The 25655-nt window shown below is 38.9% G+C and carries 26 protein-coding genes; 24 read left to right on the forward strand and 2 right to left on the reverse strand.

Annotation, left to right across the window (positions count from 1 at the left end):
- Positions 1 to 859: 859 nt before the first annotated feature.
- The 14 genes from obgE (at position 860) to ACYSNQ_RS03520 (ending at position 15375) form a co-directional block, all read left to right on the forward strand.
- Positions 860 to 2173 carry a GTPase ObgE gene (obgE, locus tag ACYSNQ_RS03455; RefSeq protein WP_426081406.1) on the forward strand — a complete coding sequence of 438 codons (1314 nt, stop codon included), beginning with the start codon at positions 860 to 862 and terminating at the stop codon, positions 2171 to 2173.
- Positions 2174 to 2771: 598 nt separating this feature from the next.
- Positions 2772 to 3503, forward strand: a complete 732-nt coding sequence (locus tag ACYSNQ_RS03460) for a VTC domain-containing protein (protein WP_426081407.1) — start codon at positions 2772 to 2774, stop codon at positions 3501 to 3503.
- Positions 3493 to 4170, forward strand: a complete 678-nt coding sequence (locus ACYSNQ_RS03465; protein WP_426081408.1) for a DUF4956 domain-containing protein — start codon at positions 3493 to 3495, stop codon at positions 4168 to 4170. The genes ACYSNQ_RS03460 and ACYSNQ_RS03465 overlap by 11 nt, the downstream gene beginning before the upstream one ends.
- A 9-nt stretch (positions 4171 to 4179) precedes the next feature.
- Positions 4180 to 6063 (forward strand): carbohydrate-binding domain-containing protein, encoded by a 1884-nt coding sequence (locus ACYSNQ_RS03470; protein WP_426081409.1) that lies wholly within the window; start codon positions 4180 to 4182, stop codon positions 6061 to 6063.
- 79 nt (positions 6064 to 6142) lie between these two features.
- Positions 6143 to 6718 carry a DUF1269 domain-containing protein gene (locus tag ACYSNQ_RS03475; protein WP_426081410.1) on the forward strand — a complete coding sequence of 192 codons (576 nt, stop codon included), beginning with the start codon at positions 6143 to 6145 and terminating at the stop codon, positions 6716 to 6718.
- A gap of 238 nt (positions 6719 to 6956) precedes the next feature.
- Positions 6957 to 7646 carry a response regulator transcription factor gene (locus ACYSNQ_RS03480; protein WP_426081411.1) on the forward strand — a complete coding sequence of 230 codons (690 nt, stop codon included), beginning with the start codon at positions 6957 to 6959 and terminating at the stop codon, positions 7644 to 7646.
- Entirely contained in the window at positions 7643 to 8968 is a 1326-nt protein-coding gene (locus ACYSNQ_RS03485; protein ID WP_426081412.1) for a sensor histidine kinase, read from the forward strand. The genes ACYSNQ_RS03480 and ACYSNQ_RS03485 overlap by 4 nt, the downstream gene beginning before the upstream one ends.
- A 68-nt stretch (positions 8969 to 9036) precedes the next feature.
- Entirely contained in the window at positions 9037 to 9972 is a 936-nt protein-coding gene (rnz, locus tag ACYSNQ_RS03490) for a ribonuclease Z (RefSeq protein WP_426081413.1), read from the forward strand.
- Positions 9973 to 9995: 23 nt separating this feature from the next.
- A complete protein-coding gene (locus ACYSNQ_RS03495; RefSeq protein ID WP_426081414.1) occupies positions 9996 to 10796 on the forward strand; it encodes an SDR family NAD(P)-dependent oxidoreductase in 801 nt (266 codons plus the stop codon).
- 17 nt (positions 10797 to 10813) lie between these two features.
- Positions 10814 to 11227 carry a LapA family protein gene (locus ACYSNQ_RS03500; RefSeq protein WP_426081415.1) on the forward strand — a complete coding sequence of 138 codons (414 nt, stop codon included), beginning with the start codon at positions 10814 to 10816 and terminating at the stop codon, positions 11225 to 11227.
- A gap of 182 nt (positions 11228 to 11409) precedes the next feature.
- Entirely contained in the window at positions 11410 to 11814 is a 405-nt protein-coding gene (locus ACYSNQ_RS03505) for a hypothetical protein (protein WP_426081416.1), read from the forward strand.
- 155 nt (positions 11815 to 11969) lie between these two features.
- Positions 11970 to 12401, forward strand: coding sequence for a hypothetical protein (locus ACYSNQ_RS03510; RefSeq protein ID WP_426081417.1), 432 nt, complete (start codon positions 11970 to 11972; stop codon positions 12399 to 12401).
- A 144-nt stretch (positions 12402 to 12545) separates the two neighbouring features.
- Positions 12546 to 14861 (forward strand): single-stranded-DNA-specific exonuclease RecJ, encoded by a 2316-nt coding sequence (recJ, locus tag ACYSNQ_RS03515; protein ID WP_426081419.1) that lies wholly within the window; start codon positions 12546 to 12548, stop codon positions 14859 to 14861.
- 1 nt (position 14862) lies between these two features.
- Complete coding sequence (locus ACYSNQ_RS03520) at positions 14863 to 15375, forward strand: adenine phosphoribosyltransferase (protein WP_426081420.1); 513 nt, start codon at positions 14863 to 14865, stop codon at positions 15373 to 15375.
- Between the two features lie 616 nt (positions 15376 to 15991).
- On the opposite strand, the gene ACYSNQ_RS03525 is transcribed toward ACYSNQ_RS03520, so the two are convergent.
- Together ACYSNQ_RS03525 and trhA are read right to left on the reverse strand one after the other, a co-directional pair.
- Entirely contained in the window at positions 15992 to 16192 is a 201-nt protein-coding gene (locus ACYSNQ_RS03525) for a hypothetical protein (RefSeq protein WP_426081421.1), read from the reverse strand.
- Positions 16193 to 16517: 325 nt separating this feature from the next.
- On the reverse strand, positions 16518 to 17171 hold the full coding sequence (gene trhA, locus ACYSNQ_RS03530; protein ID WP_426081422.1) for a PAQR family membrane homeostasis protein TrhA: 654 nt from the start codon (positions 17169 to 17171) through the stop codon (positions 16518 to 16520).
- A 129-nt stretch (positions 17172 to 17300) separates the two neighbouring features.
- On the opposite strand from trhA, the gene ACYSNQ_RS03535 reads away from it, so the two are divergent.
- The 10 genes from ACYSNQ_RS03535 (at position 17301) to dprA (ending at position 25642) form a co-directional block, all read left to right on the forward strand.
- Positions 17301 to 18143, forward strand: coding sequence for a DegV family protein (locus ACYSNQ_RS03535; RefSeq protein ID WP_426081423.1), 843 nt, complete (start codon positions 17301 to 17303; stop codon positions 18141 to 18143).
- Between the two features lie 166 nt (positions 18144 to 18309).
- Positions 18310 to 19191, forward strand: a complete 882-nt coding sequence (locus ACYSNQ_RS03540) for an SGNH/GDSL hydrolase family protein (protein ID WP_426081424.1) — start codon at positions 18310 to 18312, stop codon at positions 19189 to 19191.
- Positions 19192 to 19193: 2 nt separating this feature from the next.
- Positions 19194 to 19889, forward strand: coding sequence for a YpmS family protein (locus ACYSNQ_RS03545; RefSeq protein WP_426081425.1), 696 nt, complete (start codon positions 19194 to 19196; stop codon positions 19887 to 19889).
- 14 nt (positions 19890 to 19903) lie between these two features.
- Positions 19904 to 20428, forward strand: coding sequence for a peptide-methionine (S)-S-oxide reductase MsrA (gene msrA, locus ACYSNQ_RS03550; protein WP_426081426.1), 525 nt, complete (start codon positions 19904 to 19906; stop codon positions 20426 to 20428).
- On the forward strand, positions 20425 to 20643 hold the full coding sequence (locus tag ACYSNQ_RS03555; protein ID WP_426081427.1) for a YozE family protein: 219 nt from the start codon (positions 20425 to 20427) through the stop codon (positions 20641 to 20643). The genes msrA and ACYSNQ_RS03555 overlap by 4 nt, the downstream gene beginning before the upstream one ends.
- 336 nt (positions 20644 to 20979) lie before the next feature.
- Positions 20980 to 22407 carry a S41 family peptidase gene (locus ACYSNQ_RS03560; RefSeq protein ID WP_426081428.1) on the forward strand — a complete coding sequence of 476 codons (1428 nt, stop codon included), beginning with the start codon at positions 20980 to 20982 and terminating at the stop codon, positions 22405 to 22407.
- 61 nt (positions 22408 to 22468) lie between these two features.
- Positions 22469 to 23020, forward strand: coding sequence for a signal peptidase I (gene lepB / locus ACYSNQ_RS03565; RefSeq protein WP_426081429.1), 552 nt, complete (start codon positions 22469 to 22471; stop codon positions 23018 to 23020).
- 12 nt (positions 23021 to 23032) lie between these two features.
- Positions 23033 to 23893 carry a ribosome biogenesis GTPase YlqF gene (gene ylqF, locus ACYSNQ_RS03570; protein ID WP_426081430.1) on the forward strand — a complete coding sequence of 287 codons (861 nt, stop codon included), beginning with the start codon at positions 23033 to 23035 and terminating at the stop codon, positions 23891 to 23893.
- Complete coding sequence (locus ACYSNQ_RS03575; RefSeq protein WP_426081431.1) at positions 23886 to 24656, forward strand: ribonuclease HII; 771 nt, start codon at positions 23886 to 23888, stop codon at positions 24654 to 24656. The genes ylqF and ACYSNQ_RS03575 overlap by 8 nt, the downstream gene beginning before the upstream one ends.
- A 110-nt stretch (positions 24657 to 24766) precedes the next feature.
- The gene (dprA, locus tag ACYSNQ_RS03580; RefSeq protein WP_426081432.1) at positions 24767 to 25642 is read left to right on the forward strand and encodes a DNA-processing protein DprA; all 876 of its coding nucleotides are present in this window, start codon (positions 24767 to 24769) and stop codon (positions 25640 to 25642) included.
- The last annotated feature ends 13 nt before the right edge of the window (positions 25643 to 25655 follow it).

Genomic DNA, 25655 nt, shown 5'->3' on the forward strand with positions numbered 1-25655 from the left:
TGGTAGGATAGTCAAAGCAGTGAAACTCAATTCAACAAAGGAAAATACAAAAATATATCCTTCAACATAGAGTAGTGTTGAAATATGTACCTCTTAAAATCGCTAAAATGGTACTTAGGCTGACAGAACCTACAGTTTTAATTTCAGCTGAAAAAGCTTAGTATCAAAAAAATATTTTGAATTCAGGCTTAGATTCGAAGCGATTCTCATATAAATTATTCTTCTTTTAAATATAATTCTGCATGCAAATATAAGCTAGATATTGTAGAATAAATAATAAAATCTGACGTTTATTACAGTGAAAAATCTAGTTTTTCAAGAAACAATTGAACTATTTTTGCTGTAATATACAATCACATGATGAAATTTCTAAAGAAAACGGAACAATGTCTAATGAGTTCATAGAGCTTCAAAACACTTGTCATTCCATTCATCGCTGTAGCAAAAACAAAAGACTGCTGTTTTACGACAGTAAACGGAAAATTACTTCTATGAAAAATACCTAGAAAGCTGTTGAGTTTTTGTGAAGATGATTCATAGGTTAAAAGTAGTTTTTTATCCGCTGCTATTTGTGCTATACTAACACTAGCCTTTGGAATAGTCCTTTATTCACTAGCTGTTATTATTGAAAAATATAATTTGATTCTTGCAGAGGCGAAAAAATCGTGCTAGTATAAACAGCTGTGTTTCTTATTAAAGGTTATATTCGTTAAGAATTTATTGACAAGTGTTTAGTTGTAAATCGTGTTTAAAGAAAATGGTTCTGTTGCTGTTATTTTTACTGCTAGTTTAAGTAAAGTGTAGTAGAAACTTTAACCAGATTTATATAGATAATTTACTAAAATAGGAGGACGATAAAATGTCCATGTTTTTAGATCAAGTAGTGATCGATGTCAAGGCTGGTAAAGGCGGCGACGGAATGGTCGCTTTTAGAAGAGAAAAGTATGTGCCTGACGGCGGACCCGCTGGCGGGGATGGCGGAAATGGCGGGGATGTAATTCTAGTTGTTGAAGAAGGTCTGCGGACACTGATGGATTTCCGTTTTAACCGTCATTTTAAAGCCCCTTTAGGTGAAAATGGCATGAGCAAAGGGATGCACGGCAGAGGAGCAGAAGATTTACTGGTAAAAGTACCACCAGGTACAACGGTACGCGACGCAGAAACTGGTGCTCTAATTGGTGATTTGGTTGAGAATGGGCAGCAGCTGGTTGTTGCTCATGGCGGTCGCGGCGGTCGGGGAAATACCCGATTTGCTTCTGCAAGAAATCCTGCACCGGAAATAGCTGAAAACGGCGAGCCGGGTCAAGAAAGAAAAATTGAATTGGAATTGAAGGTTTTAGCAGATGTGGGACTTGTCGGCTTCCCTTCAGTAGGAAAATCCACATTGCTTTCTGTTATTTCAGCAGCAAGACCTAAAATTGGCGCTTATCATTTTACAACGCTAGTGCCTAATCTTGGAATGGTTACAACCGGAGATGGCCGCAGCTTTGCTGCAGCGGACTTACCTGGATTGATTGAGGGTGCCTCTCAGGGCGTGGGACTGGGTACTCAATTTTTACGTCATATTGAACGGACAAGGGTTATTCTTCATGTAATTGACATGAGCGGAATGGAAGGCAGAGATCCATATGAGGACTATCTGGCTATCAATAAAGAATTGGCTTCTCACAATCTGAGATTGCTGGAACGGCCTCAAATTATTGTTGCTAATAAGATGGATATGCCGGAAGCTGAAGAAAACCTCAAAGAGTTTAGAGAAAAGATTGAGAAGGAACGGACAGACGAATATGCAGATGCCTTGCCTATTTTTCCAATCTCTGGAGTTACGAAGCAAGGGCTGGAGCCGCTATTGAATGCTACAGCTGATTTACTTGATGTTACTCCTGAGTTCCCTCTATATAATGAAGAAGTAGAAGAAGAAACTGTTCGTTACGGCTTCCAGTCTGAGGGTCCTCAGTTCACAATTGAGCGTGATTCTGATGCAGCTTGGGTATTAACCGGTGAAGCATTGGAGAAGCTGTTTAAGATGACGAACTTCGAGCACGATGAAACAGTGATGCGTTTTGCTCGACAATTAAGAGGAATGGGTGTTGATGAAGCGCTGCGTGCACGGGGCGCGAAGGATGGAGACATTGTCCGAATTGGCGGCTTTGAATTTGAGTTTGTTGAATAAAGTTTTTTTCTAATATAATTAACTAGTTAATTTCAGACAGCGGGCGCTTTGTAGTCAATATTTAATGGCTATTCATTAATAGTGTTTATAGAATTTTCTCATAGCTGCTAACACTTATGAACGGCGCTGTAAGTTTTAATGATGACATCTTTGTGCAGATTTAGCAAAATAATGAGGTTGTGACAGAAGTGTTCAGCTTCAAGCAATAAGGCGGAAATTCCGAAAATTGTTCTACAAATTTTTGCGAATTTCCGCCTTATTGTCGAAGAAGTTACTTCTGAAACACCGTTTATCCGGGTTTAAGGGACTGAGGCATACTAATGTCACAGCCCCTTTTTTTATTGATAAAGGGCTAGTGAGGGTGTCATCTGGCTAATGTTTAGCTTTATGAACAAGTTATCTTTAACAACAAGGCGAGTCAGATACAAGATGCTCTTTATCCTGTGTCTGACTCGCCTTACTGCTCGAGAGCCAAATGACATTTTTCCATCAATAATCTAATGATAGAAAGTAAAATTTAGCAGCAGTTTGTCAGTTGTGTTTTTTTAAGCTTAATTTATGTTAGTTATTCTATACTTTAATTTGCAAGGGAGGGATTATGTTGAAATTAAAGAACTGTTTTCAACGGAGAGAGAAAAAATATAAGCTATCCTATGAGGTATATGAGCAGCTGTTGAAGAGGCTGGAAAAACATATGTATGAAGATGAATATGGACTGCATACTATTATATCTGTTTATTTTGACACCAATGATTATGAAATGATTCGGCATTCTATTAATAAGCCGGTTTATAAAGAAAAATTTCGTTTGAGAAGCTATGGTATACCACAGCAGGATAGTGATGTATTTATGGAAATCAAAAAAAAGGTTAAGGGAGTAGTATACAAACGACGGGTGAACCTTCCATATGAACAAGCAACAAGTTTCTTTGAACTAAGTCAAGATAATCACAGTTTTGAACGCCAAAAGGATCAGCAGATAAAAAAGGAAATTGACTGGCTGGTTTTAAGAAAAGCATTAAAGCCGAAAGTGATGATTGCTTATGACAGACAGGCATATTACAATCCGCAGGATGAAGATTTTCGCATTACTTTTGACTTTAATATTCGTTACCGGACAGAAGAACTGGATATTTCCAAAGGAGATTATGGAAAACCGGTGGCGCCGGAGCTTGATATTTTGATGGAAGTTAAAGCGTTAGGCGCATACCCAATCTGGTTTTCTGAAATACTAGGAGAATTGAAGATTTATCCAGCTTCTTTCTCAAAATACGCACAAACCTATCAGCGTTATCTATTTATCAAGGAGGACTTTAGTTATGTTGTCTAGTTTATTCGCCGAAAGCTCGGTGGAGCTTGATCTTTTGAGTTTGATTTTATGTATGGGAACCTCAGTCGCCCTAGGACTTTTAGTGGCTGCGGTTCATATGTACCGCAGCAGCTATTCTAAAAATTTTATTATTACCTTGGTAATTCTGCCAATTTTGGTTCAGCTGGTTATTATGCTGGTGAATGGGAATTTAGGTACAGGAGTAGCAATTATGGGAGCCTTTAGCCTGATTCGTTTTCGTTCAGTTGCTGGTGGGGCTAGAGAGATTACTAGTGTTTTCTGGTCAATGGGAATTGGTTTAGCGACAGGTATGGGCTATATCAGTTACGTCATTATCTTTTCATTAGTTATTGCCGTTGTTCTGTTTCTTCTAAACGGTAGTCATTTTGGTGAGAAAAATAAAGTAGCAGAACGGGAAATTAAAATTACAATCCCTGAGGATCTTGATTATCCAGGACTTTTTGATGACCTGTTTGCTCAGTTTACTCATAATTTTAATCTGGATTCAGTGAAGACAACAAATATGGGCAGTCTCTATGAATTACGTTATCATGTGACACTAAAAGATGCGCAGGAAGAAAAAACACTTTTAGATGCTTTAAGAGTTCGAAATGGCAATTTGACAATCGCTTCTGGAAAAGTTTCAACAAACAAAGATGAATTGTAGGTGACAATTATGAAAAAAATAGCAACAAAACTCTCTGTCCTGACAGGCTTGCTGGTCTTGTTTGCTGGCTGTCAGAAAAATGAAATAGAAACAAGCCAGACAATCAGTCAAGTCAATACCATTTCGTCAGAGACCGAGCAAGAGAACACGCAAAACAGCGCAGATATCACTGAAATGACTAATGCAACAATTAGTGAGACAAAGTATGGAAAATACAGTGAAGAAGATTTTGATGAAAGCTACAGTGAAGCAAATGCAACGATGATTAAAATGACAGGCACACAAAGTACAATTACAGGCTCTGGGGCTTCTGAAAGTAATCAGGTTATCACAATCAGCGCTGGCGGAACGTATATTCTTTCTGGCGAATACACTGGTCAAATCAAAGTTTCCGCCAATCAGGGAACAGTAAAATTAGTATTAAATGGTGTAACAATCACTAATGATACTTCTGCAGCAATCTATGTAGAGCAGGCTGAAAAAGTTATTACAACACTTGCTGAAGGTACACAAAATCGTTTAACTGACGGATCTGAGTATGTTTATGGAACAGCTGATGAAACTGATCCGAATGCCGCTTTTTTCAGTAAGGATGATTTAACTATTAATGGTTCAGGTACGCTGACTGTTTCAGGGAACTACAATAATGACATCCAAAGTAAGGATGATCTCGTTATTACAAACGGAACAATACAGGTAACTGCCAAAAATAATGGCATAAAAGGAAAAGACTCAGTTTCAATTGCGGGCGGCACGTTTATTATAGAGACAGCAGAGGGTGACGGTATTCAAGCGGATAATGCCACAGAAGCTGAAAAAGGCTGGGTTGGTATTGACGGGGGAAACTTTGAGCTTAACGCCGCTAATGACGGTATTCAGGCAGAAACGACTCTTTCTATTAAGACAAGCACGATGTCTATTCAGACCGGCACTGGAGAGACAATTGATGAAACTGCCAGCTACAAGGGATTGAAAGCTTCTGGAATAATTGTGATTGATGAAGGAACCTACAAGCTGACAACAGCTGATGACAGTATTCATAGTAACGCTGATGTAACAATTAATAACGGCAGCTTTGAGTTGTCCAGCGGAGATGACGGAATACATGCAGACACGGATTTAACGATCAACAACGGAACGATTAAGGTAGCAGAGTCTTATGAGGGCTTGGAGGGAGCGACTCTAACGATCAACGACGGACTAATTGAAGTCCATGCGACAGATGATGGTATCAACTCGGCTGGCGGTAGTGATGGTGACGCCGGAGCATTTGGCGGTGATCAGTTTGGCGGAGGCGATCCAAACAGCGGAGGAGACAGCAGTTACTACCTTGAAATCAATGGTGGAACGATTTATGTTGAAGCTGAAGGAGATGGGGTGGATAGTAATGGTGATATTCGAATGAATGGCGGAACATTACTAGTAAACGGTCCAGTTAATGGCGGAAACGGAGCCCTTGATTATGAAGGAACGTTTTCTATGGAAGGCGGGACATTATTAGCTAGCGGAAGCTCAGGCATGGCTTTGGGAACAAGCGACAGCTCTTCACAAGCGGCCGTCAGTATTTATTTTGACACAACTCAAGCAGCAGATACACTTATTCATCTTCAGGATTCAGAAGGAAATCAGCTTGCAACATTCCAGCCAACCAAAGAATTTTCACATCTAGTTGTAAGTACACCTCAGTTGTCTTCTGGTAAGGAACTAACAATTTACTCTGGTGGAACAAGTTCAGGAACCTCTGAATTTGGGCTTTATCAGGATGGAACTTATGAAGGCGGCACACAAATCGGAACACTGACGTTAAGCGGTCAAATGACATCTGTTTCACAGGATGGTTCTGCCGTTTCCGAAAACCAAATGGGTGGTGGTCTAGGAGGCGGACGCTGGTAACAGAAAGAAAATGATTTTCATTGCTTAAACAGAGTGATTACTGATAAAATAAGGTTAAAAATAAAATGAGGTGATCAAAATGTCAAAGCGGGTTATCATCATGAATTTTGAAATAGAAAGTCAAGCATATCAGGCATTTTCAGAAATCAAAAAGCTTTATACGGCTAGAGAGATTAAAGGCGAGCAAATGGCGGTCGTTACACATACGAATGAAGGTGCCCACCAATTTAAAATTAATGATTTTCTTGATTTTACAGGAAATGATCACACGTCAAAAAATAGTTTTATTGGCATGGTCATTGGTATATTAGGCGGACCTTTAGGTATTTTATTAGGCTGGTTTGCTGGCAGCTTGATTGGCGCAACACAGGATGCGCGAGAAATTCAGGGAGCGCAGACAGTATTTGAACACATGACAGAGAAAATCTCCGATGGTCAGACTGGACTGATTCTCATTGCAGAAGAAGAAGATAATCGACCGCTGAATCATCTAATTATGAATGAGCTTGGCGGCGAAATTACGCGCTTGGATTACGAAGATGTAAGCCAAGAGATAGAAAAGGCCAAAGCTGTAGAAAAGAAAGTACAGAAAACAGCCAATGATGCTTGGGTGGACAATAAAGATACAGACAATCAGAACAATAAAAACGCATAAGCTTAATTCTATAAAAAAACTTTGCTCAGAAAAAATAATTGCTAGTTGCAAGGTTAAGCCTATCTAGGTCTTTTTGAAAGATTTATATATTTTAATGTAAACGATCATTTTCAGATTCTTAGTTTCTTGCAGGCTGAAAAATGGTATAAGAAAATAGACTGATTTTTAAGGATGGGACAATTTGGCATAGAGCTTTGTCTCATCCTTCTAATCATTAGAAAGAATGAAGGTAAAGGATATGTTGAAAATACTTTTGGTTGAAGATGATGAAGTTTTATCTGACAGCATCTCTGATATTTTATCGGAAATTGCTGAGGTAGAACAGATATATGATGGAGAAGAAGCCCTTTACGAAGGGGAACGAGAAGTCTATGATTTGATTGTGTTGGATTTGATGCTTCCAGGTCTCCCAGGTGAACAAGTGTTAACAAAGCTAAGAGAGAAGAAAATTTACACGCCTGTGTTGATATTAACAGCGAAGGATGGTCTGGCTGATAAAATCAACGGGTTTAAGAACGGCGGAGATGATTATCTTACAAAGCCATTCCATAGAGAAGAGCTTTTAATGCGGGTTCAGGCGCTGATTCGTAGATCACTCGGTTTGAATCCAAAGAATGAGCTGACAGTCAGCCATCTCTGCGTGGAAATCGATAATCGTCAAGTAAGGTACAAGGAACATGATATCCAGCTGCAGGGCAAGGAATTTGACTTACTTCTTTATTTAATGCAGAACAAAGAGCGAATTATTACAAAAGATCAGCTGTTTGACCGTATTTGGGGTTTTCAATCGGATACGACCTTGACAGTAGTAGAGGTTTATATGAGTAACCTGAGAAAGCATCTAAAGCCATTTGGTGTGGATAAATGGATTAAAACACTGCGGAATGTCGGCTACCTATTTCAGCCGGAAGAGGAAGAGAGTAAATGAAGGTACAGAGAAATAGAAATCAACGGATTCGCTACTTTATTGTTAACTTGCTATCCTTCGCTAGTATTTTCCTGATTCTAGGTGTTATTGTATTTCAACTACTGCAGACCTCTATTTACCAAAGTGTTGATACAGAACTAACTCGATTGGCCAGCCATGAACAGTTTTTATCAAATCAGCTTAAAGCGTTAGAAAGCAATCGTTTTGGACAGCTCCCTCAGATTGAAGGATTTTCAGGCAGCGGCAAAGGAGATAAACTGCCGCCGCCCAATAACTTTCAGCAGCAGGTCATTCTTTGGACTGAAGAGGGAAAGATAGCAAATGAAGAGAGTCTTGGCTCAAGATATACTGATTTGCAGAATATCCCATTTTCTACTGAACACTTAGACACAGTGACCAGTGTTCAGGTGACAGACAGCAATAATCGCGAGCTTCAATTCCGTTCGATTATGGTTCCTGTAATGGATGATCAATCCAGCAGTGTAGCCTATATTCAAATTTTGACAAATACTGATCCGATAAAAGGAACGGTAGAACGCGTTAAGCAAATTTTGATTGGATGTATGGTTATTTTTGGTGTGTTGTCTATAATTTTAAGTTACTTCCTGTCGAAGTGGTCCATGAAACCAATCATGGTTTCATGGCAAAAACAGCAGGAATTTGTAGAAAATGCTTCCCATGAACTGCGGACGCCATTAACAATTATTCAGGCAAAACTGGAGAAGCTTTTTACTAAGCCGAATCATACGATCCTTGAAGAATCGGAAACGATTGCGACATCATTGACAGAGGTGCAGAGGCTTAGTCAATTAACTAGCGATCTCCTGTTGTTGGCCCGTTCTGATTCCAATGCAGTTGTTCTTGATAAAGAGCCGATAGCTGTTAACGAGTTTCTTTCAAAAGCTATTGCTCCATATCTTGAACTTGGAGAAGCTGAAAATAAGGATGTTCAGCTAGAATTGAAAAATGATGGAAAAGCTGTGTTTGATCGTCAGAAAATACAACAATTGCTAATCATTTTGCTGGATAATGCATTAAAGTATACACATGAGAAAGAAAAAATTGTTATTTTTTCTACAGTTGAAAAAAATGAATGGATTTTCAAAGTCATAGATCATGGCGTAGGTATTCCTGATGAACAAAAGCAGGAAATTTTTGATCGCTTTTATAGAGGCGATCAGTCACGTAATCGTAAAACTGGTGGTTATGGCATTGGCTTAGCTATTGGAAAATGGATTGTAGAGGCTCATCATGGGAAATTAACGGTAGAAAATACTTTGCCAAAGGGAACAACTTTTACAGTAGTATTACCCATAAAATAATTTTATTTGCTAATAAGGCAGCTTTCTTCTAAAATAAAGAAGAAATCTAATGGAAAGTAAGGAAATCAATGGAATTACAATTTTTAGGTACAGGAGCTGGAGTACCAGCCAAACATCGCAATGTAAGCAGTATTGCATTAAAGTTATTGGATGAGCGAAATGCCGTCTGGCTATTTGACTGTGGAGAAGGCACGCAACTGCAAATTTTAAAAAGTAATATCAGACCCAGAAAAATTGAAAAGATATTCATTACCCATCTTCATGGCGATCATATTTATGGATTACCAGGTCTATTAAGCAGCCGTTCTTTTCAAGGGGGAAATGAGCAACTGGATATTTATGGGCCTCAGGGAATTAAAAACTTTATTGAAACATCCTTTAGTGTGTCAAAGACAAGAGTTTCTTATCCTATTGTTTATCATGAATTATCTGATGGTGGTGTAGCTTTTGAAGATAAACAGTTTAAGGTGGAATATCTGCCGTTGGATCATGGTATTTTAAGCTATGGCTATCGAGTTGCTGAAGCGGATCATGAAGGAGAACTTCAGGTTGAGAAACTGAAGGAGCTGGGTATCCCATCTGGACCAATGTATGGCCGGATAAAACGGGGAGAAACTGTTACTTTGGAAAATGGACAGGTAATTAACGGCAAAGACTTCGTTGGGCAAAAGAAAGCCGGCAGAATTGTGACGATTTTGGGTGATACGAGGAAAACCAAGAATAGCATCACGTTAGCTCGAGGAGCCGATGTACTCGTGCATGAGAGCACTTATAATAAGGACGAAGCTCAAATGGCCCGTTCTTATTATCATTCGACGAGTCATCAGGCGGCGGAAACTGCCAAAATGGCGGAGGTTAAGCAACTGATACTAACCCATATCAGTGCCCGCTATCTGAACAAAGATATTATTCAGCTGGAAGATGAAGCAAAAGAAATTTTTCCTGTTGTGAAGGCAGTTAAGGACATGGAAGTTATTGATATTCCATTTGTAGAAGGTAATTAAAGAAAAAGCAGGAGGGGCAAAAAATGAAATTTTGGCAGGATTTGAACGATAAGATTGTAGTAGTTACAGGCGGATCTGCTGGTTTAGGTGAGCAAATTTGTTATGGAGCCGCCCGTAGAGGAGCTATAGTAGTTGTCTGTGCACGAAGAATTAATCTCATTGGAAAGGTGAAAGAAACCTGTGAAGAGCTGAGCGGGAAACCAGCTTTTGCATTCCAACTGGACATATCTGATCCTGAAAATGTTGACCATGTAATTGAGCGGATTCAATCAGAAGTTGGCAGACCTGATGTATTAGTCAATAATGCTGGCTTTGGTATTTTTGAAGACTTCCTAACTACAGATTTATCGATTGCTCATGAAATGTTCCGTGTTAATGTACTGGGAATGATGGTCTTTACACAAAAAATTGCGCTGCAGATGGCGGAAGCAAACAGTGGTCATATCATTAATATTGCCTCCATGGCAGGTAAAATGGCCACACCGAAGAGTACCATTTATTCAGCGACAAAGTTTGCTGTATTGGGCTTCTCCAATGCATTACGTTTGGAATTAAAGCCGTTAGGTATTGCTGTGACAACTGTAAATCCTGGTCCTATTGCGACAGAATTTTTCGATAAAGCTGATCCATCAGGAGAATATCTGGAGTCAATGGGTCTGTTTGTGCTGGATCCTAAGAAGCTTGGTACAGAAGTTGCACGAACAATGGGAACAACTCGGCGAGAAATAAACCGTCCCGGAATTATGGAAGCGGCAGCTAGATTTTATACAGTAATGCCTCACTTAGGGGATTTATTGGCAGGAACAATTTTTAATAAAAAATAGTCCGGGGGGATAAGCCTATGAAAAATCAATGGCGTGTAATTGTTGGTCTGGTACTTGTGCTGGTTATTGTTGTATTTGCTGTTTTAAATAATCAAAGTGTGCCAGTCAATTTTGGTATTGCTAAAATTAGCGGACCGTTAATTTTAATTATTTTAGGATCGGCAATAATTGGCGTACTAGTCGGACTAATTACTTCTGTTACAACAATATTGAACCAGAAAAAGCAGATAAAGGCTCTTATTGCAGAGAAAGAAACCTATAAAGAAGGCTCTGACAAATTGATTCAAGAAGCCGTTGAACGGACGCAAAGAAGCAATGAAAACCAACTGGCAGAACTTCAGCAGAAATATCAGCAGCTTCTGGAAGAAAAGGGCGATTTTGCTGAAAGTGATGCCCCTCTTAATAAGACCTGGAATGGTTTTGAGGAGTAACCCCCTTTAAGGAGAATACCCGCCAATACAAAATATTATAGAGCCAGATAAACTGAATCTCTCTGCTGTCTCAAAAAAGAGGCAGCAGAGAGATTTATTTTTATAAATTCCTCTTTTAAATTAAAGAAGGGTATGCCATAATCGTTATTGTAAAGGAATTGTTGGGGAGGCTTCAGGGATATATGAAAAACATGCTCATTACAGTTCTGTTAGCGGGACTGTTCTTTTTAGGTGGTTGTTCATCCAGTACAACAGAGGAATTTGAGGTAAATGGTCATAAAATTGCTTCATTTTTTAAAGTGATTGGACAAAAGGATATTAAAGATACAATAGTCACTTATAAAGAAGGAACAATATCAGAAGCTGAAATTATTGAGTATATGAATTATTTAAAAAAGGAAGAGGAATTTACTATGCTTCCGCAGGAAACTGAAAATAATCATAGAATTTTACAACGCCTCACTAAAGAATCTGAAGAGCAGAAAACTACAGTCTATGTGGATATTCTATATCTGAAAGAAACGGTTGGAGAGGTAACAATTCATTATTATACTGATGTAGGAGACAGAATAAAACCAAGCAAATAAAGGGATTTAGTCATAGTTCAATCCTATGTGCTGAAAACATTTGCAACATAAGATATTGATTTCTGCACAGCAGCTGCTGTATAACTTTCAAGATTCAGCAATTTCTTTTATAGAGGGCTTTTATAGTAAATGAACAAGAATGGAGTGAAGAACAGATGAAGAAGGTAATTCAACTTGTTATTTTGGGGAGCATTTTTATGCTGACTGGTTGTGCTTCAAGTACTGCAGAAGAGATTGAGGTAAATAAAGATAAGATTCCTTCGGTGTATAAAGTGCTGGGAGAGAAAAAAATTGTTGGGACAAACAGCAGCGTGAAAGATAGTGTACGCACAACTGAAATTACTTACCAATCAGGCAGTATTTCTAAAGAAGAGGTATTGCAGTATATCAGCTATCTTAGAGAAAATGAAGACTTTTTAGTGACGTTGGATACCAAAGTAGTTGATGATATGGTCATGAACCAGCTGGGGAAAGAATCTGAAACAGAGGGTGATATTGTACTGGTGGATGTGGCTTACCCAAACAACTTAGAGGGAAAAGTAGTGATAACCTATCGTTCTGGTAAAGGAGAAATTTCTGTAAATTAATAATTAAATAAGATAAGACAGGATACAGTGTATAAGAAGAACTGTATTCTGTTTTTTTACATATTCCAGCTGAAATTTTTTCAATCATCTAAACTTTAGTTTTCATTTCTATTTTGGTATAATTACTTGGTTAGGAGTGACGACGTGAAAAAATCAAAGTACATATGGCGTTATCCGGAAGAACCGGCTTTTTCTGAAGTGTTTTCTAAAGTTTTAGAAGAGCGGTCTATCAGTCCATTAGTTGGAAAACTTTTATGGCAGCGGAATATACGAAGTGCGGAACAGTTGGAAGCTTTTTTGACGCCTTCAATTGAAGCCCTTCACGATCCTTTTTTAATCCACGATATGCCGAAAGCTGTAGAACGTATTCAGCAGGCAATCGAAGCAGGGGAACAAATTCTTGTTTACGGGGATTATGATGCGGATGGCATTACCAGCACAACTGTGATGAAGGAAGCGATTGAACTGGTTGGCGGCGAGGTAGAATATTTTCTACCTAATCGATTTGTCCACGGATATGGTCCCAACCTTGAGGTTTTTAAAGAAAAAATTGAAGCAGGGATTCAGTTAATTGTCACAGTGGATAATGGAGTAGCAGGTCATGAAGCTTTGGCTTATGCTCAGGAACAAGGAATAGATGTGATTGTGACTGATCACCACGAATTGCCGGAGGAGCTGCCGGCTGCTTATGCTATTATCCATCCAAAACATCCGGAAGGCATGTATCCTTTCCCTGATTTAGCGGGAGTGGGTGTAGCATTTAAAGTTGCGACTGCATTACTTGATGAGGTGCCAGCCGAATTTCTGGATTTAGTTGCTATTGGAACGATTGCGGATTTGGTCTCATTAACTGGAGAAAACCGTATGCTTGTTCAGCTAGGGCTGAAGATGATTCAAACTGGTGATCGGCTTGGTTTAGATGCACTAATTCAGTCAGCAGGACTAAAGAAAGATGAAATTTCTGAAGAAAATGTCGGTTTTGCCATTGGTCCCCGATTAAATGCTTTAGGACGATTGGGAGAAGCAGCCCCGGGTGTAGCCCTTTTGACAACTTTTGATGAGGAAGAAGCGTTGTCCATTGCTGCTGTCATTGAAGAAACAAATAATGAACGTAAAAAGATTGTGGATACAATTACTGAGGAAGCATTTAGTATGATTGATCCAGCTATGCCGATTCATCTTTTAGCGAAAAAAGGCTGGCATGAAGGTGTGCTGGGGATTGTTGCCGGACGTATTATGCAGGAGACTGGTAAGCCAACGATTATTTTAACAATTGATGAAGCTGGGGAACGGGCAAAAGGTTCTGGCCGCAGTGTGACAACACTAAATTTGTATGAGGCATTAAATGAGGTACGGGAGCTTTTTGTTCATTTTGGCGGTCATCATATGGCAGCTGGCATGACTGTACTAGTAGAAAATATTGATCGTATTCGTACACATTTAATCGAATATATTGATAAAAAAGGACTGGATCTTTCGCAGGGGCAGGAACTGATTATTGATGAAGCGCTGACTATTGAAGAGACGACTATTCCGTTTATTAATCAGTTAAAGCTGTTGGCGCCTTTTGGAACAGATAATCCGATGCCTACTTTTCTTTATCGACAGGTTGAGGCTGTTCAGGTACGACAAATCGGGGCAAAGAAAAATCATTTGAAGCTTCAGATTACGAACAATAGTGATACACCGTTAGATGTGATTGCTTTTCAAATGGGCAACGAAGCAAAAGAGTTTTCTGACAGCCGCTGTACGATTGCTGGAAAACTCTCAATCAATGAATGGAACGGGAATAAAAAACCGCAGCTGATGGCAGAAGACTACCTGATTGATGAGCTTCAGCTGTTTGATTTCCGCGGAAAATCAAAACAACTTCAAGAAATTCCAGAGCTTTCTACTCTGTATGTCTTTTTCCAGAAAGAAAGTGTTAAGCTGCTTCAGAAAGAAGTAGCAGCAAAAGTTATTTTTGAATCTATTGAGCAGTTTGCTGTGGAGACAGCGACAATGAAGATTGAACAGCTGGTCATTGTCGATTGTCCTAATGACATGGGTGATCTTAAACAGCTAATCCGTCAAATCTCTGTGAACCGTGTATATATTATGGGATTGTCTGGTGACGAAGCTTACTTAAACGGGACTGGGACTAGAGAACAGTTTTCTAGATTGTACAGTCTAATTAAGAAGCAAGGAACGCTTGATGTTCGCTATAAGCTTCAAGTAGTCGCCAACTACTTAAATATTCAGGAAAAATTATTAATTTTTATGATTCAGGTGTTTTTTGATTTAGGATTTGTTACAATAGAAGACGGTGTTTTGAGAAACGTAAATAACCCTGAAAGTCATCCATTGACTGATAGCAAGGTTTATCAAAACCGCTTGAAAAAAATTAAGGTGGAAGAATTCTTGCTATACAGTGATCGTAAGACGCTGCTTCAATGGCTGCTGAATGAGGAGGAAAAGTAACATGGATTTAAAAGATTATATTGCCAGCATACCTGATTATCCGGAAAAAGGAATTGTTTTCAGAGACATATCTCCGCTGATGGCAAATGGTGATGCTTATCGGGAAGCGACAAAGCAAATCGTTGACTATGCAAAGGAAAAAAGAATTGATATGGTTGTAGGGCCGGAAGCCCGTGGGTTTATTGTCGGCTGTCCTGTTGCCTACGAATTAGGCGTGGGCTTTGCTCCAGTTAGAAAAAAAGGAAAACTTCCTCGGGAAACGATTGAAGTAACCTACGATCTGGAATATGGTACAGACACACTAACCATTCATAAGGATGCGATTGCCCCAGGACAGCGCGTGCTGATTTGTGATGATTTACTAGCGACTGGCGGAACAATTAAAGCAACAACTGATTTAGTTGAATCTTTAGGCGGAATCGTTGTCGGCTGTGCCTTCCTGATTGAATTAAAAGAACTACATGGTAGAGATAAAATTGCTAACTATGAAATCGTTACATTAATGGATTACTAATAAAAAAGTTTTACCTCAAATTCATGTTGGTAGGACAAAAACGGAATAAACTCTAAGAGCTTGAAATAAATGCAGGAACTCTCTGCTGCTGTTTCAAGTTCTTTCATTTTGTTGTTCAATCCCTCAGAGCTACCTTTAATCTGTGATTTTAGATGCTTTCATTTTATCTGCTGAGTGTTCTTTTTTGTGCTTGAACACTCAAAAAAGTGCTGGTAGATTTTTTACTAAAACAAAATATTATAGAAATGAAAAACACCACGTTCATTCCTCTTTTGGGGAAGAGATTCATCTATAAATATAATTCGGTATTATTATCTAGGTGAGCAGCCTTCCTGCTGCATGGTATCAGTCAGCTGTTCCGTTTTAATATTTGACTAGCTAAAAAATGCCGGAAAATTTTCTTTAAGAATTGTCTGCCAACACAAAAATAAAGCTAAAAAAGAAAGCAGCTGAAATATAGGCTGCTTTCTTTTTTAGCTTTACGATAGGTGTATCCAAAGAAAACTATTTAAAGGTTATTTCCCTTAATGGAGACTAGTCAATTAACAGGAGTACGGACTAGTCACAGTTTTGGGAAAAGGGGGGAGAATCCTAAGGTTATTTATATATAATTATCTTAATGATATTTTCGATAAACATAGTGCTGATCTTCTTCTCTTCTGCGATGTTGAACATAACGTTTCTCATCCCAAAGCATAAACCAGATGATAAATAGTGGGCTGACGATAAGCAGCGCAGACTGTAAGCCCAATGTACCTAGAAAAATACCAATCAATAAAACAAAAAATATAAAGCCGCCACGACGTAGTGCTTTCATTTTCATCACCTCACAAATTAATCGAACGAGTGTTCGTAAGAATATTATACGAATGTTTGTTCGGTTTGTAAAGAGGGAACGCTCAAATATTTAAAATTATTTTTGGTGTTTTTAAAGAACGGATGTTATTGATTTGCAGTGAAATAATCGAAGGCAAACAAGCATCTGTATATTTAGGAAATAGGTGAGCGGCTGGCTGAGGATATAGGCGGCAGAAACAAAAAAACTGAGTCATTAGTCCAATGGACTATAACTCAGTCAGTTAACTTAAAGTAAAAGATATACCAAAGCAGCTGCTATCCCTTAAATAGAAAATTCGCAACAACTAGGTAAAAAATAAAATTGAGAAATACATAAAGCCTGCACCAGCCATGACAAAAAGGTGCCAAACAACATGCATAAAGCGAACACCTTTCAAGCTATAGAAGAGAGCGCCTAATGTGTAAGAAACACCGCCGGCAACTAAAAGAGCCAGACCAGTGAAGCTCAGACTTTCATAGAGCGGTTTAGCGGCAATTAAACAGAGCCAGCCCATGATAATATAGATAATCGTTGATGCATTTTTTACAGTATCCTGTTTATGCAGTGTAACAGATTTGTAGACCACACCAAAAATTGCCAATGCCCAAATCAGTCCAAACAATGTCCAGCCTAGCCAGCCTTGAACGCTGAGTAAGCAAAAAGGTGTATAGCTTCCAGCAATCAGCAGGAAAATAGAGCTGTGATCAAAAACCTGAAATACTTTTTTCGCTTTTGTGAAAATTAGACTGTGGAACAATGTGGAGGATAAAAATAGCAGAATCAATGTAGAGCCGTATAAGGCATATGAAACGACCCGAAGGGCGGAACCCATCTGAGCTCCTTTAACCAATAAAATGATTAAACCTGCTATACTTAAGCCAAAGCCGATACCATGGGTAACTGCATTGAGCACCTCGTTCAAAATCAAATACTTTCGAGAAAATTCAGTTTTTTCCAAGAAATCAACTTCCTTCACTTTAATTTGATGAAAAAATTTTTTTGGTCTGTTATACTATATCCATAACCTAAACCTTGTATCCATTCTAACACGAATGTAGGTTGTTTTTAAAGAAAGAGTGGTTAATTTATGACAAATGTAAAGATTGTAACTGATTCTTCCTGTACGATGAGAAAGGAAGTCCGGGAAGCCTTGAATATCCATATGATTCCTCTATCTGTAATGATAGATGGTGTTGTCTACCCAGATGATGATCATTTAGAAGGAAGCCAGTTTATGACTATGATGGATAAAGCAAAAGCTTTACCAAAAACCAGTCAGCCGCCTATCGGAGAGTTTGTGGAGCTTTATGATGAGCTGGGAAGTGACGGAAGCGAAATAATTTCAATTCATATGACCAAAGCATTGAGCGGAACAGTTGAAGCTGCAAGACAGGCGGGCAATCTGACATCAAGCAAGGTAACTGTTATAGACAGTGATTTTACTGATCAGGGATTATCTTTCCAAGTAATTGAAGCCGCAAAACTAGCCGCAAATGGTGCTGGTGTACCGGAAATTTTGGCTGAAATTGAAAGAGTAAAGGAAAATACAAAGCTTTTTATTGGAATATCAACGCTGGATAATTTAGTAAAAGGCGGCCGCATTAGCCGGGCGACAGGGTTGTTGTCAAATATTTTCAATATGAAGGTAGTCATGGATTTCGATCATACAGAATTAATTCCTGTCATTAAAGGACGAGGAGTTAAAACTTTCAATAAGTGGTTTGACGAGTTGAAGCTGGAATTGGAAAAACTTTCAAATGTACGTCAGATTGGTATTTCTCATGCTGAGGGATTAGAATTGGCTAATTATTTTAAAGAAGGACTGCAAAAGCTGTTTCCAGATATGGATATTCCTGTTCTGCATACTAATCCTGTTATCGCTACTCATACAGGCAAAGGTGCTTTTGCGATTATGTATTACACAAGCTAAACAGTTACACTATGGATTGAACAACGATTGGTTCTATATCAGAGCGGTTCCTTTGAACAATCCGTAGTAAAGTAGTTTGTTCTACAATTTTATAAATGAATGTTTGATGAGGCGGCTGCGATTGTTTTAGATCTCAGCCCCTTTTTTCCAATGAAAGAGGGATAAAATGAAGCGATTTTTTCAAACAAAATGGGGGCTGCTGGTACTTCCGTTCGGCGCGGCCTTTCTTACGCTGATACTGCTTTTAGTTTTTGTTCCAAAAGCCCAGCCGTATTTTAATCAAAAAACGAATGAGAATCCAAATAAGAACAACAAAGAACTTGTTAAATATGTTGCAATTGGCGACTCGTTGACTGAAGGGATTGGTGATCCAACTGCTTCAGGAGGTTTTGTACCTATTGTAGCGCGGGATATTGAGGAGCGTTATAAATTAAATGCTGTAGAGGTGGAAAATTTTGGTAAAAACGGTGACCGCAGCGATCAAATTCTAAAACGGATTAAAAAGAATGAGGCTATTCAAAAACAGTTGACTGCCGCAGATATGATTACAGTAACAGTTGGCGGTAATGATTTAATGAAGGTTATCAAAGGAGATGTTTTTAATCTAACAACGGATTCTTTTACTAAACCGCTGAAAAAATATCAGGATCAGCTGGTCTCATTATTTGATGAAATCAGAAAATATAATGAGACTGCACCAATTTATGTATTAGGGATTTATAATCCATTTTATCTATATTTCCCTGAGATTATCGAAATGCAGCAGATTGTAAATAACTGGAATGCTGGAACAGAAGAAACGGTGAGCGGATACTCAGAAATGTATTTCATTCCAATTAATGATTTGCTTTATAAAGGCGTAAACGGCGATGTAGGTGTAACCGGTGTAGAGGGCGACACCAGTGATACAGAAATAACGAATGATGCAATCTATGAAGAAGATCATTTTCATCCGAACAATCTTGGCTATCAGCTGATGGCGAATGCAGTTCGGGAAGAAATGATCAACACAAAGGATCAATGGCTGCCTAAGGAGAGTGACAACTAAGGATGACTGAGGAAAAAGAACCACAGGTTAGAAGAAAAAGAGACACGAACAAGAAAAATAAACAGAAACAGATTAACCCATGGAAAGTGGCCTTTCTATCGATTGTTGGAATCATAGTCGGCTGCCTTCTATTTATTGGCATCAGAATGACACAGGTAAGAGAACCGGATTATAAATCTTCAAAGACTGTTGAGAGATCAGGTTCACCAATTTTAAGTATTCAGTCAAATAAAGAACAGATTAATCAGCTGATTGAATTCTTTTTAGAAGATTTCCAAAAGGACTCAGATATTAGCTATGATTTTTATTTGGAGAATGAAGCTATGCTGACGGGAACGTTTAAGGTATTGGGTTACCCGATTCAGTTTAACCTGTATTTTGATCCTTACGTTATGGATGATGGAAATGTTCAATTGAAAGCCAAAAGTCTATCTGTAGGTACTTTAGGTCTGCCGATTAAAGATATTCTGCAATTTGTTCAGCGGGATTATAAGCTGCCGGAGTGGGTGGAAGTCAATCCGGATGAAAAAACGATTTTGCTTCGGCTTGATAAATTCCAAATGCAAAATGGTCTATTTATTCGGGCGGATAAAATTAATTTAATTGATGATGATATTCAAATAAGTGTATACCTTCCTGAAATAGATAAAACAAGTACTGAAGACAGTACAACCAGCACATCATCATTGGAAGAGTAGGGGGAGGAAAAGAAATGAGCGAAAAAGCAATTTTTGCCGGCGGTTGTTTCTGGTGTATGATTCAGCCCTTTGATCAACAGCCGGGGATTTATTCAGTGACTTCCGGTTATACAGGAGGACATGTAGTTAATCCGACCTATGAACAGGTAAAAAATCACACAACTGGTCATACGGAAGCCGTGGAGATTTTATTTGATCCAGAAATTATTTCGTATGCTGAGCTGGTTGAGATTTACTGGCAGCAGACAGATCCAACAGATGCGCTGGGTCAATTTGAAGACCGTGGCGACAATTATCGTCCGGTGATTTTTTACGGGAATGAAGAACAACGGCAGATTGCTGAAAAGAGCAAGGAAAGGCTGCAGAACAGCGGTCGTTTTACTAAACCGATTGTGACAACCATTGAACCAGCTGAAACTTTTTATCCTGCAGAAGATTATCATCAGGATTTTTACAAAAAAGAACCAGAGCGATATGAGCGTTCCCACGAACGGCGCGGCAGCTTTTTAAAAGAAAATTGGAAAAGAGGACTGGAATGAGAAGAAGCTTTTATCATTATTTGGTTACACTAAAAGGTCCAGCAGCAGATTATGAAACTCAATTTGCCAATGCAGCTGCTAAAGATATTCGCTTTCCAAAGCATTCAGAGGATTATCATGAAATTTCCTCCTATTTGGAAATGGAGGTAAATTATTTGCCGACAATGACAGTTTTTGATGAGCTGTGGGAAAAATATTTGGAAAATAATAAATAAAGAAAAAGGATGAAAAGCTCTTCTAAAAAATAGGAGTTTTTCATCTTTTTTATATTCTAAAAATGCAACGTAAACATTGCTGTGTTGCCTATGTTTCGGGAAAATTTACTTTTTGACTAGCCTGATTGCGAAAAGGTTGTATCATTTGTTGGACTTCATCGCTTAAATACTTCTTATTCATGAAAATGCTTGATGGGCTAGAGTAGGGAGGGAAAGAAAAAAGCCGGTTGTTTTATCAGGAAGTTCTGTGTTGTGCCCTTTTTTCATTCGCTTTTTCATGGTAAACTATAAGAATCGGTCAGCAGTATACAGAGAACCGGAAAAGGGAGCGAGACAATGAAAAAACAACGGCAGGTGCCTTATTATCAATATATAATTTCAATTATTTGTACAGCAATTATTGTCGGCGGGGGCAGTTTTATTCTGTTTAGAAGTGTTCTTCAGAGCTACATAGTTAATCAACCCTCAGAAGAAGAAAACCTAAGAGAAGTAAGCCAGCTGTATAACAGTATTCTGGAAGATTATGTAGGAAAAGTCGATAAAGAAGAGCTGGTTGAAGGGGCATTAAAAGGAATGATGGAATCCTTAGATGATCCCTACTCTTCCTATCTGGGAAAAGAGGAATCGACTGCTTTGGAAGAAGAGGTTTCCGGAAGCTTTGAAGGGATTGGTGCAACCCTTGGTTTAGAAGATGACATTCTTACTGTTATGCAGGCACCGATTGAAGGCTCTCCTGCTGAGAAAGCCGGCTTGAAAATGGAGGATCAGATTCTGAAAATTGATGGGGATGCTACAGAAGGAGCAACATTGTCTGAATCAGTTAGTAAAATTAGAGGAGAAAAAGGCAGTGATGTCCGCTTAGAAATTTTACGTGGGGAAGCGACTTTTGAATTGACGATTACCAGAGATACAATCCCTCTAACCACTGTCAGTGCAGCGTTGGATGAAATGGATAAAACAATAGGAAACATTCGCATTTCTTCTTTTGGCGGCAAGACATTTGAAGAGTTGAAAACCGCAGTAAAGGATTTGCGTAAAGAAGGTGCCGTATCATTCATTATTGATCTTCGACAAAATCCGGGCGGTTTACTGGATCAAGTGGAAAAAATGTCAAGTATGTTTTTAAAGGACGGTCAGACGATTGTCCAGTTTGAAGATAAAGCTGGTAATATAATTGAAAGCAAAGCATCCTCTGAGTTAGACGATGGTTTTAAAGTGGAGGAACCGGTTGTAGTATTAGTCGATGGCGGAAGTGCAAGCGCATCGGAAATTTTTGCAGCAGCACTGAAGGAATCGGGCAAGGTGAAAGTGATTGGAACGAAGACTTTTGGTAAAGGGACAGTCCAAACAGTTAAAGGAGTTGGACAGGAGACTAGTCTCAAGCTGTCTATTTTGAAATGGCTGACACCAGAGGGGAATTGGATTCATGAGAAGGGATTGGCCCCTACTATTGAAGCAGACTTTCCAGAGTATGCTTATCTAGCTCCAATCTCCAGAAGTAGTATTTTGAGGCAAGGGGATCAGTCAGAAATTGTTGCAAATCTGAATAAAATGCTGAAAGCTCTTGATTTTGATGTAGATGAAACAGCTGATTTTAACGAGAAAACGAAGCAAGCAGTTGAATCTATTCAGACGGATCAAGCGCTGCCGGTTTCTGGAGAAGTGGATGAAACCACAGCAGAACAAATTGAAGGGCTGCTGAAAGTAAAAATTCAAAATAATGACGGAGCCTATAACACAGCTATTGAGCAATTACAAAAGTAAATTTTTCATTGAACAGCTATTAGGTTTCTGCTATATTACAATGGAAGAAGGTCCGAAATCTATGGAGAAAAGGAAAAGTTATATAGGGTATCTCATTTCATTTATAAAACTGCTGATACCATCGCTTGTTCTTTTATTTATTGTTCGCGGTTTTATCCTGATTCCTGTGCCAATTGACGGAAGTTCTATGAAACCGAATCTTAGTCAGGGAGATATGGTGCTGATGGAAAAATTCACAGCTATTCAGCGCTTTGATGTGATTGTCTTTCAATTGCCGGATGGCGAAATTTATGTAAAACGAGTAATTGGTCTTCCGGGAGATGAAATTCGCTACGAAAAAGATCAGCTTTATATTAATGGCGAAAAAGTAGCTGAACCTTTCTTGAAAAAAGGAAGGAAAACAAAGTCGGATACAGAACCATATACTACGAACTTTAATCTTGCTGATTTAATGAATCAGGAGAATTTGAGCGGGGATAGTTATTTTGTTTTGGGTGATAATCGAAGAATGTCAAAGGATAGCCGATCATTTGGGGCTGTTGAAAGCAAGTACATCTTAGGTAAAGCAAGATTTGTATATTATCCATTTAATCATATAAAAATTATTAGTTAGATAGGTGAAAACATGACAATACAATGGTTTCCAGGTCATATGGCGAAAGCCCGGAGAGAAGTGTCGGAAAAGATAAAATTTGTAGATATTATTTTTGAACTAGTGGACGCTCGATTACCAATCTCTTCAAGAAATCCAATGATGGATCAGATTGTGCAGCAAAAGCCTCGCTTGGTTCTACTAAACAAGGGGGATTTGGCAGATCCGGATCAGAATAGAAAATGGCAGGATTATTTTAGAGAAAAAGGATTTCACACACTGATAATCAATTCTCAACAGAATCAGGGAATCAACAAGATTGTTCCAGAAGCAAAAAAGGCACTGAAGAATAAAATCGAACGGGACCGAAGCCGCGGGTTGAAGCCGCGGGCTATTCGAGCAATGTGTATAGGCATCCCCAATGTAGGCAAATCGACATTAATGAATCGGCTCGTAGGTAAGAAAATTGCTCAGACAGGGAACAAACCGGGAGTCACTAAAGGTCAGCAATGGCTAAAATCGGGTAAGGATTTAGAATTACTTGATACTCCAGGGATTTTATGGCCAAAATTTGAAGATGCAGCGATTGGAAAAAAATTGGCATTAACAGGTGCAATCAAAGATCAGCTGCTTCATTTTGATGATTTAGCTATTTATGGGCTAACCTTTTTTGCTCGTTTCTATCCTGAGCGCTTACTTGAACGCTATCAGCTTACCGAAGAAGATTTATTTTTACCTGCTCCGGAACTATTGATGCTGATTACTAAAAAAAGAGGCTTCAAGGACGACTATGATCGTGCAAGCGAGATGATTGTTCAGGAAATCCGCAGCGGCAAGCTGGGTGCATATACATTAGACCGATGGGAAGAGTTAGGAGCAGGGCTGGATGAATAAGGAATCTATCAAAGACATCAAAGAAGAACTAAAAACGATTGACCGTCGAGACGATCAACGGTTAACTTTTTGGAAGGATGATGAGAGACTTGGTGTACAGCAGGCCTTAGCTCAATGGGAAAGAAGTATGGTCAAACAGGAGAGTGAAATTGCTCAATTTAAGCAGCTCTCTATTTTTGAAGAAGAAGCAAAAAAAGCAGGGCACCGCTTAATTGCCGGCATCGATGAGGTTGGCAGAGGTCCTTTGGCTGGACCAGTAGTGGCTGCAGCTGTCATTTTACCAGAAAAGTGTGAGCTGCTTGGTCTGAATGATTCAAAACAGCTTTCTATTAAGAAGAGAGAAGCCTTATATGATCAGATTCAAAGTCAAGCAATTGCAATTGGTATCGGAATGGTTGATCATAAAGAAATCGATGAGATAAATATCTATCAGGCAAGCAAAAAAGCTATGAAAATGGCTGTAAAGGACCTTGATTTTACACCAGATTACTTATTAATTGATGCAATGGAGCTAGAGTTATCCATTCCGCAGAAAAAGCTGATTAAAGGGGATGCCCGTTCAGTTTCGATTGCTGCAGCCAGTATTGTTGCCAAGGTTTGCCGAGATCGGTTGATGGAGGATTACTCTAAGGTTTTTCCTGGATACGGCTTTGAGAGAAATGCAGGATATGGGACAAAAGAGCATCTTGAAGGAATGAAGAAACAGGGGATTTGTGCAATTCATCGGCGAACATTTGCACCAGTTAAAGATTTATGCCAATAAAATGAAAACAGCTTTCTTATGCAAATACTATCTATGTAAATCTTGTGAAAAAAACGTTGTAAGGTACAGGGTTTATAAATGATTGAGTATTTGAGAGGAAGGCTTTTTTTATGGATAAAGAGTTGAGAGAATTATTATTTCGTTTAGTGAACTGTCAGGGAATCGGGAACATAGGCATATTGAAGATTCTAAGCTTTATAATAGAAAATGATTATGTAAATTTGAGCAAGAATGAATTGCTTCAAATTGCAGAAATAAAAAAATATGCACCTCAGTTTTTAGCCTCCTGGGAACGGTTAAATCAATTAGGTGAGAAAGTAAAACAGTTTCAATCAGAGCATCAGTTTCTCACTATTCTAGATGCTCAGTTTCCGGTTCTTTTAAAAGAAATATACAATTGTCCAGCAGTTCTTTTTTACAAAGGAAATATTAACCTGCTTCAAGAAAAAGCACTGGCAGTTGTTGGTGCTCGCGATGCTTCTGCTTATGGAATAAAAGTGGTAAGAGAGTTTATACCGCCGATTGCTGCAGCCGGCTGGGTCATTGTCAGCGGCTTAGCTAAAGGAATTGATAGCAAAAGTCATGAAGCTGCCATGAATAATGCAGGCAAAACAATTGGTGTTGTTGGCACTGGCTTAGACTGCTGCTACCCTAGAGAAACAGCTGTTTTACATAGAAGAATGGCGGAAGAACAACTGATTATTAGTGAATACCCCAACGGCACTCCGCCGCGGAAGCATCATTTTCCCATGCGAAACCGAATTATTGCAGGGCTTGCCAGAGGCACATGCCTGATTGAAGCACGTAAAAACAGTGGTTCTCTCATTACAGCGCAGTCTGCCCTTGAATATGGCAGAGAGGTTTTTGTGGTTCCGGGAAATATTTTTTTGCCTCATTCAGAAGGCTGTCATACCTTACTTTACGAAGGGGCAAATAGTGTTTTTTCTCCCGAAGATATTTTGAATGAAATGAGATTTTTTTGTTAGATTGCTATATCAA

It is taken from the genome of Enterococcus sp. LJL51 (assembly GCF_054871795.1).

What these genes read in the sequence shown, in the direction of transcription:
- ACYSNQ_RS03555 (WP_426081427.1), top strand. Translation starts at nt 20,425, where the DNA reads ATGAGAAGAAGCTTTTATCATTATTTGGTTACACTAAAAGGTCCAGCA.
- dprA (WP_426081432.1), top strand. Translation starts at nt 24,767, where the DNA reads ATGGATAAAGAGTTGAGAGAATTATTATTTCGTTTAGTGAACTGTCAG.
- ACYSNQ_RS03465 (WP_426081408.1), top strand. Translation starts at nt 3,493, where the DNA reads ATGTTGTCTAGTTTATTCGCCGAAAGCTCGGTGGAGCTTGATCTTTTG.
- ACYSNQ_RS03495 (WP_426081414.1), top strand. Translation starts at nt 9,996, where the DNA reads ATGAAATTTTGGCAGGATTTGAACGATAAGATTGTAGTAGTTACAGGC.
- lepB (WP_426081429.1), top strand. Translation starts at nt 22,469, where the DNA reads ATGGAGAAAAGGAAAAGTTATATAGGGTATCTCATTTCATTTATAAAA.
- ACYSNQ_RS03470 (WP_426081409.1), top strand. Translation starts at nt 4,180, where the DNA reads ATGAAAAAAATAGCAACAAAACTCTCTGTCCTGACAGGCTTGCTGGTC.
- ACYSNQ_RS03500 (WP_426081415.1), top strand. Translation starts at nt 10,814, where the DNA reads ATGAAAAATCAATGGCGTGTAATTGTTGGTCTGGTACTTGTGCTGGTT.
- rnz (WP_426081413.1), top strand. Translation starts at nt 9,037, where the DNA reads ATGGAATTACAATTTTTAGGTACAGGAGCTGGAGTACCAGCCAAACAT.
- ACYSNQ_RS03505 (WP_426081416.1), top strand. Translation starts at nt 11,410, where the DNA reads ATGAAAAACATGCTCATTACAGTTCTGTTAGCGGGACTGTTCTTTTTA.
- ACYSNQ_RS03525 (WP_426081421.1), bottom strand. Translation starts at nt 16,192, where the DNA reads ATGAAAGCACTACGTCGTGGCGGCTTTATATTTTTTGTTTTATTGATT.
- ACYSNQ_RS03540 (WP_426081424.1), top strand. Translation starts at nt 18,310, where the DNA reads ATGAAGCGATTTTTTCAAACAAAATGGGGGCTGCTGGTACTTCCGTTC.
- ACYSNQ_RS03485 (WP_426081412.1), top strand. Translation starts at nt 7,643, where the DNA reads ATGAAGGTACAGAGAAATAGAAATCAACGGATTCGCTACTTTATTGTT.
- msrA (WP_426081426.1), top strand. Translation starts at nt 19,904, where the DNA reads ATGAGCGAAAAAGCAATTTTTGCCGGCGGTTGTTTCTGGTGTATGATT.
- ACYSNQ_RS03520 (WP_426081420.1), top strand. Translation starts at nt 14,863, where the DNA reads ATGGATTTAAAAGATTATATTGCCAGCATACCTGATTATCCGGAAAAA.
- ACYSNQ_RS03575 (WP_426081431.1), top strand. Translation starts at nt 23,886, where the DNA reads ATGAATAAGGAATCTATCAAAGACATCAAAGAAGAACTAAAAACGATT.
- ACYSNQ_RS03460 (WP_426081407.1), top strand. Translation starts at nt 2,772, where the DNA reads ATGTTGAAATTAAAGAACTGTTTTCAACGGAGAGAGAAAAAATATAAG.
- ACYSNQ_RS03560 (WP_426081428.1), top strand. Translation starts at nt 20,980, where the DNA reads ATGAAAAAACAACGGCAGGTGCCTTATTATCAATATATAATTTCAATT.
- obgE (WP_426081406.1), top strand. Translation starts at nt 860, where the DNA reads ATGTCCATGTTTTTAGATCAAGTAGTGATCGATGTCAAGGCTGGTAAA.
- ACYSNQ_RS03535 (WP_426081423.1), top strand. Translation starts at nt 17,301, where the DNA reads ATGACAAATGTAAAGATTGTAACTGATTCTTCCTGTACGATGAGAAAG.
- ACYSNQ_RS03480 (WP_426081411.1), top strand. Translation starts at nt 6,957, where the DNA reads ATGTTGAAAATACTTTTGGTTGAAGATGATGAAGTTTTATCTGACAGC.
- ACYSNQ_RS03510 (WP_426081417.1), top strand. Translation starts at nt 11,970, where the DNA reads ATGAAGAAGGTAATTCAACTTGTTATTTTGGGGAGCATTTTTATGCTG.
- ylqF (WP_426081430.1), top strand. Translation starts at nt 23,033, where the DNA reads ATGACAATACAATGGTTTCCAGGTCATATGGCGAAAGCCCGGAGAGAA.
- ACYSNQ_RS03545 (WP_426081425.1), top strand. Translation starts at nt 19,194, where the DNA reads ATGACTGAGGAAAAAGAACCACAGGTTAGAAGAAAAAGAGACACGAAC.
- ACYSNQ_RS03475 (WP_426081410.1), top strand. Translation starts at nt 6,143, where the DNA reads ATGTCAAAGCGGGTTATCATCATGAATTTTGAAATAGAAAGTCAAGCA.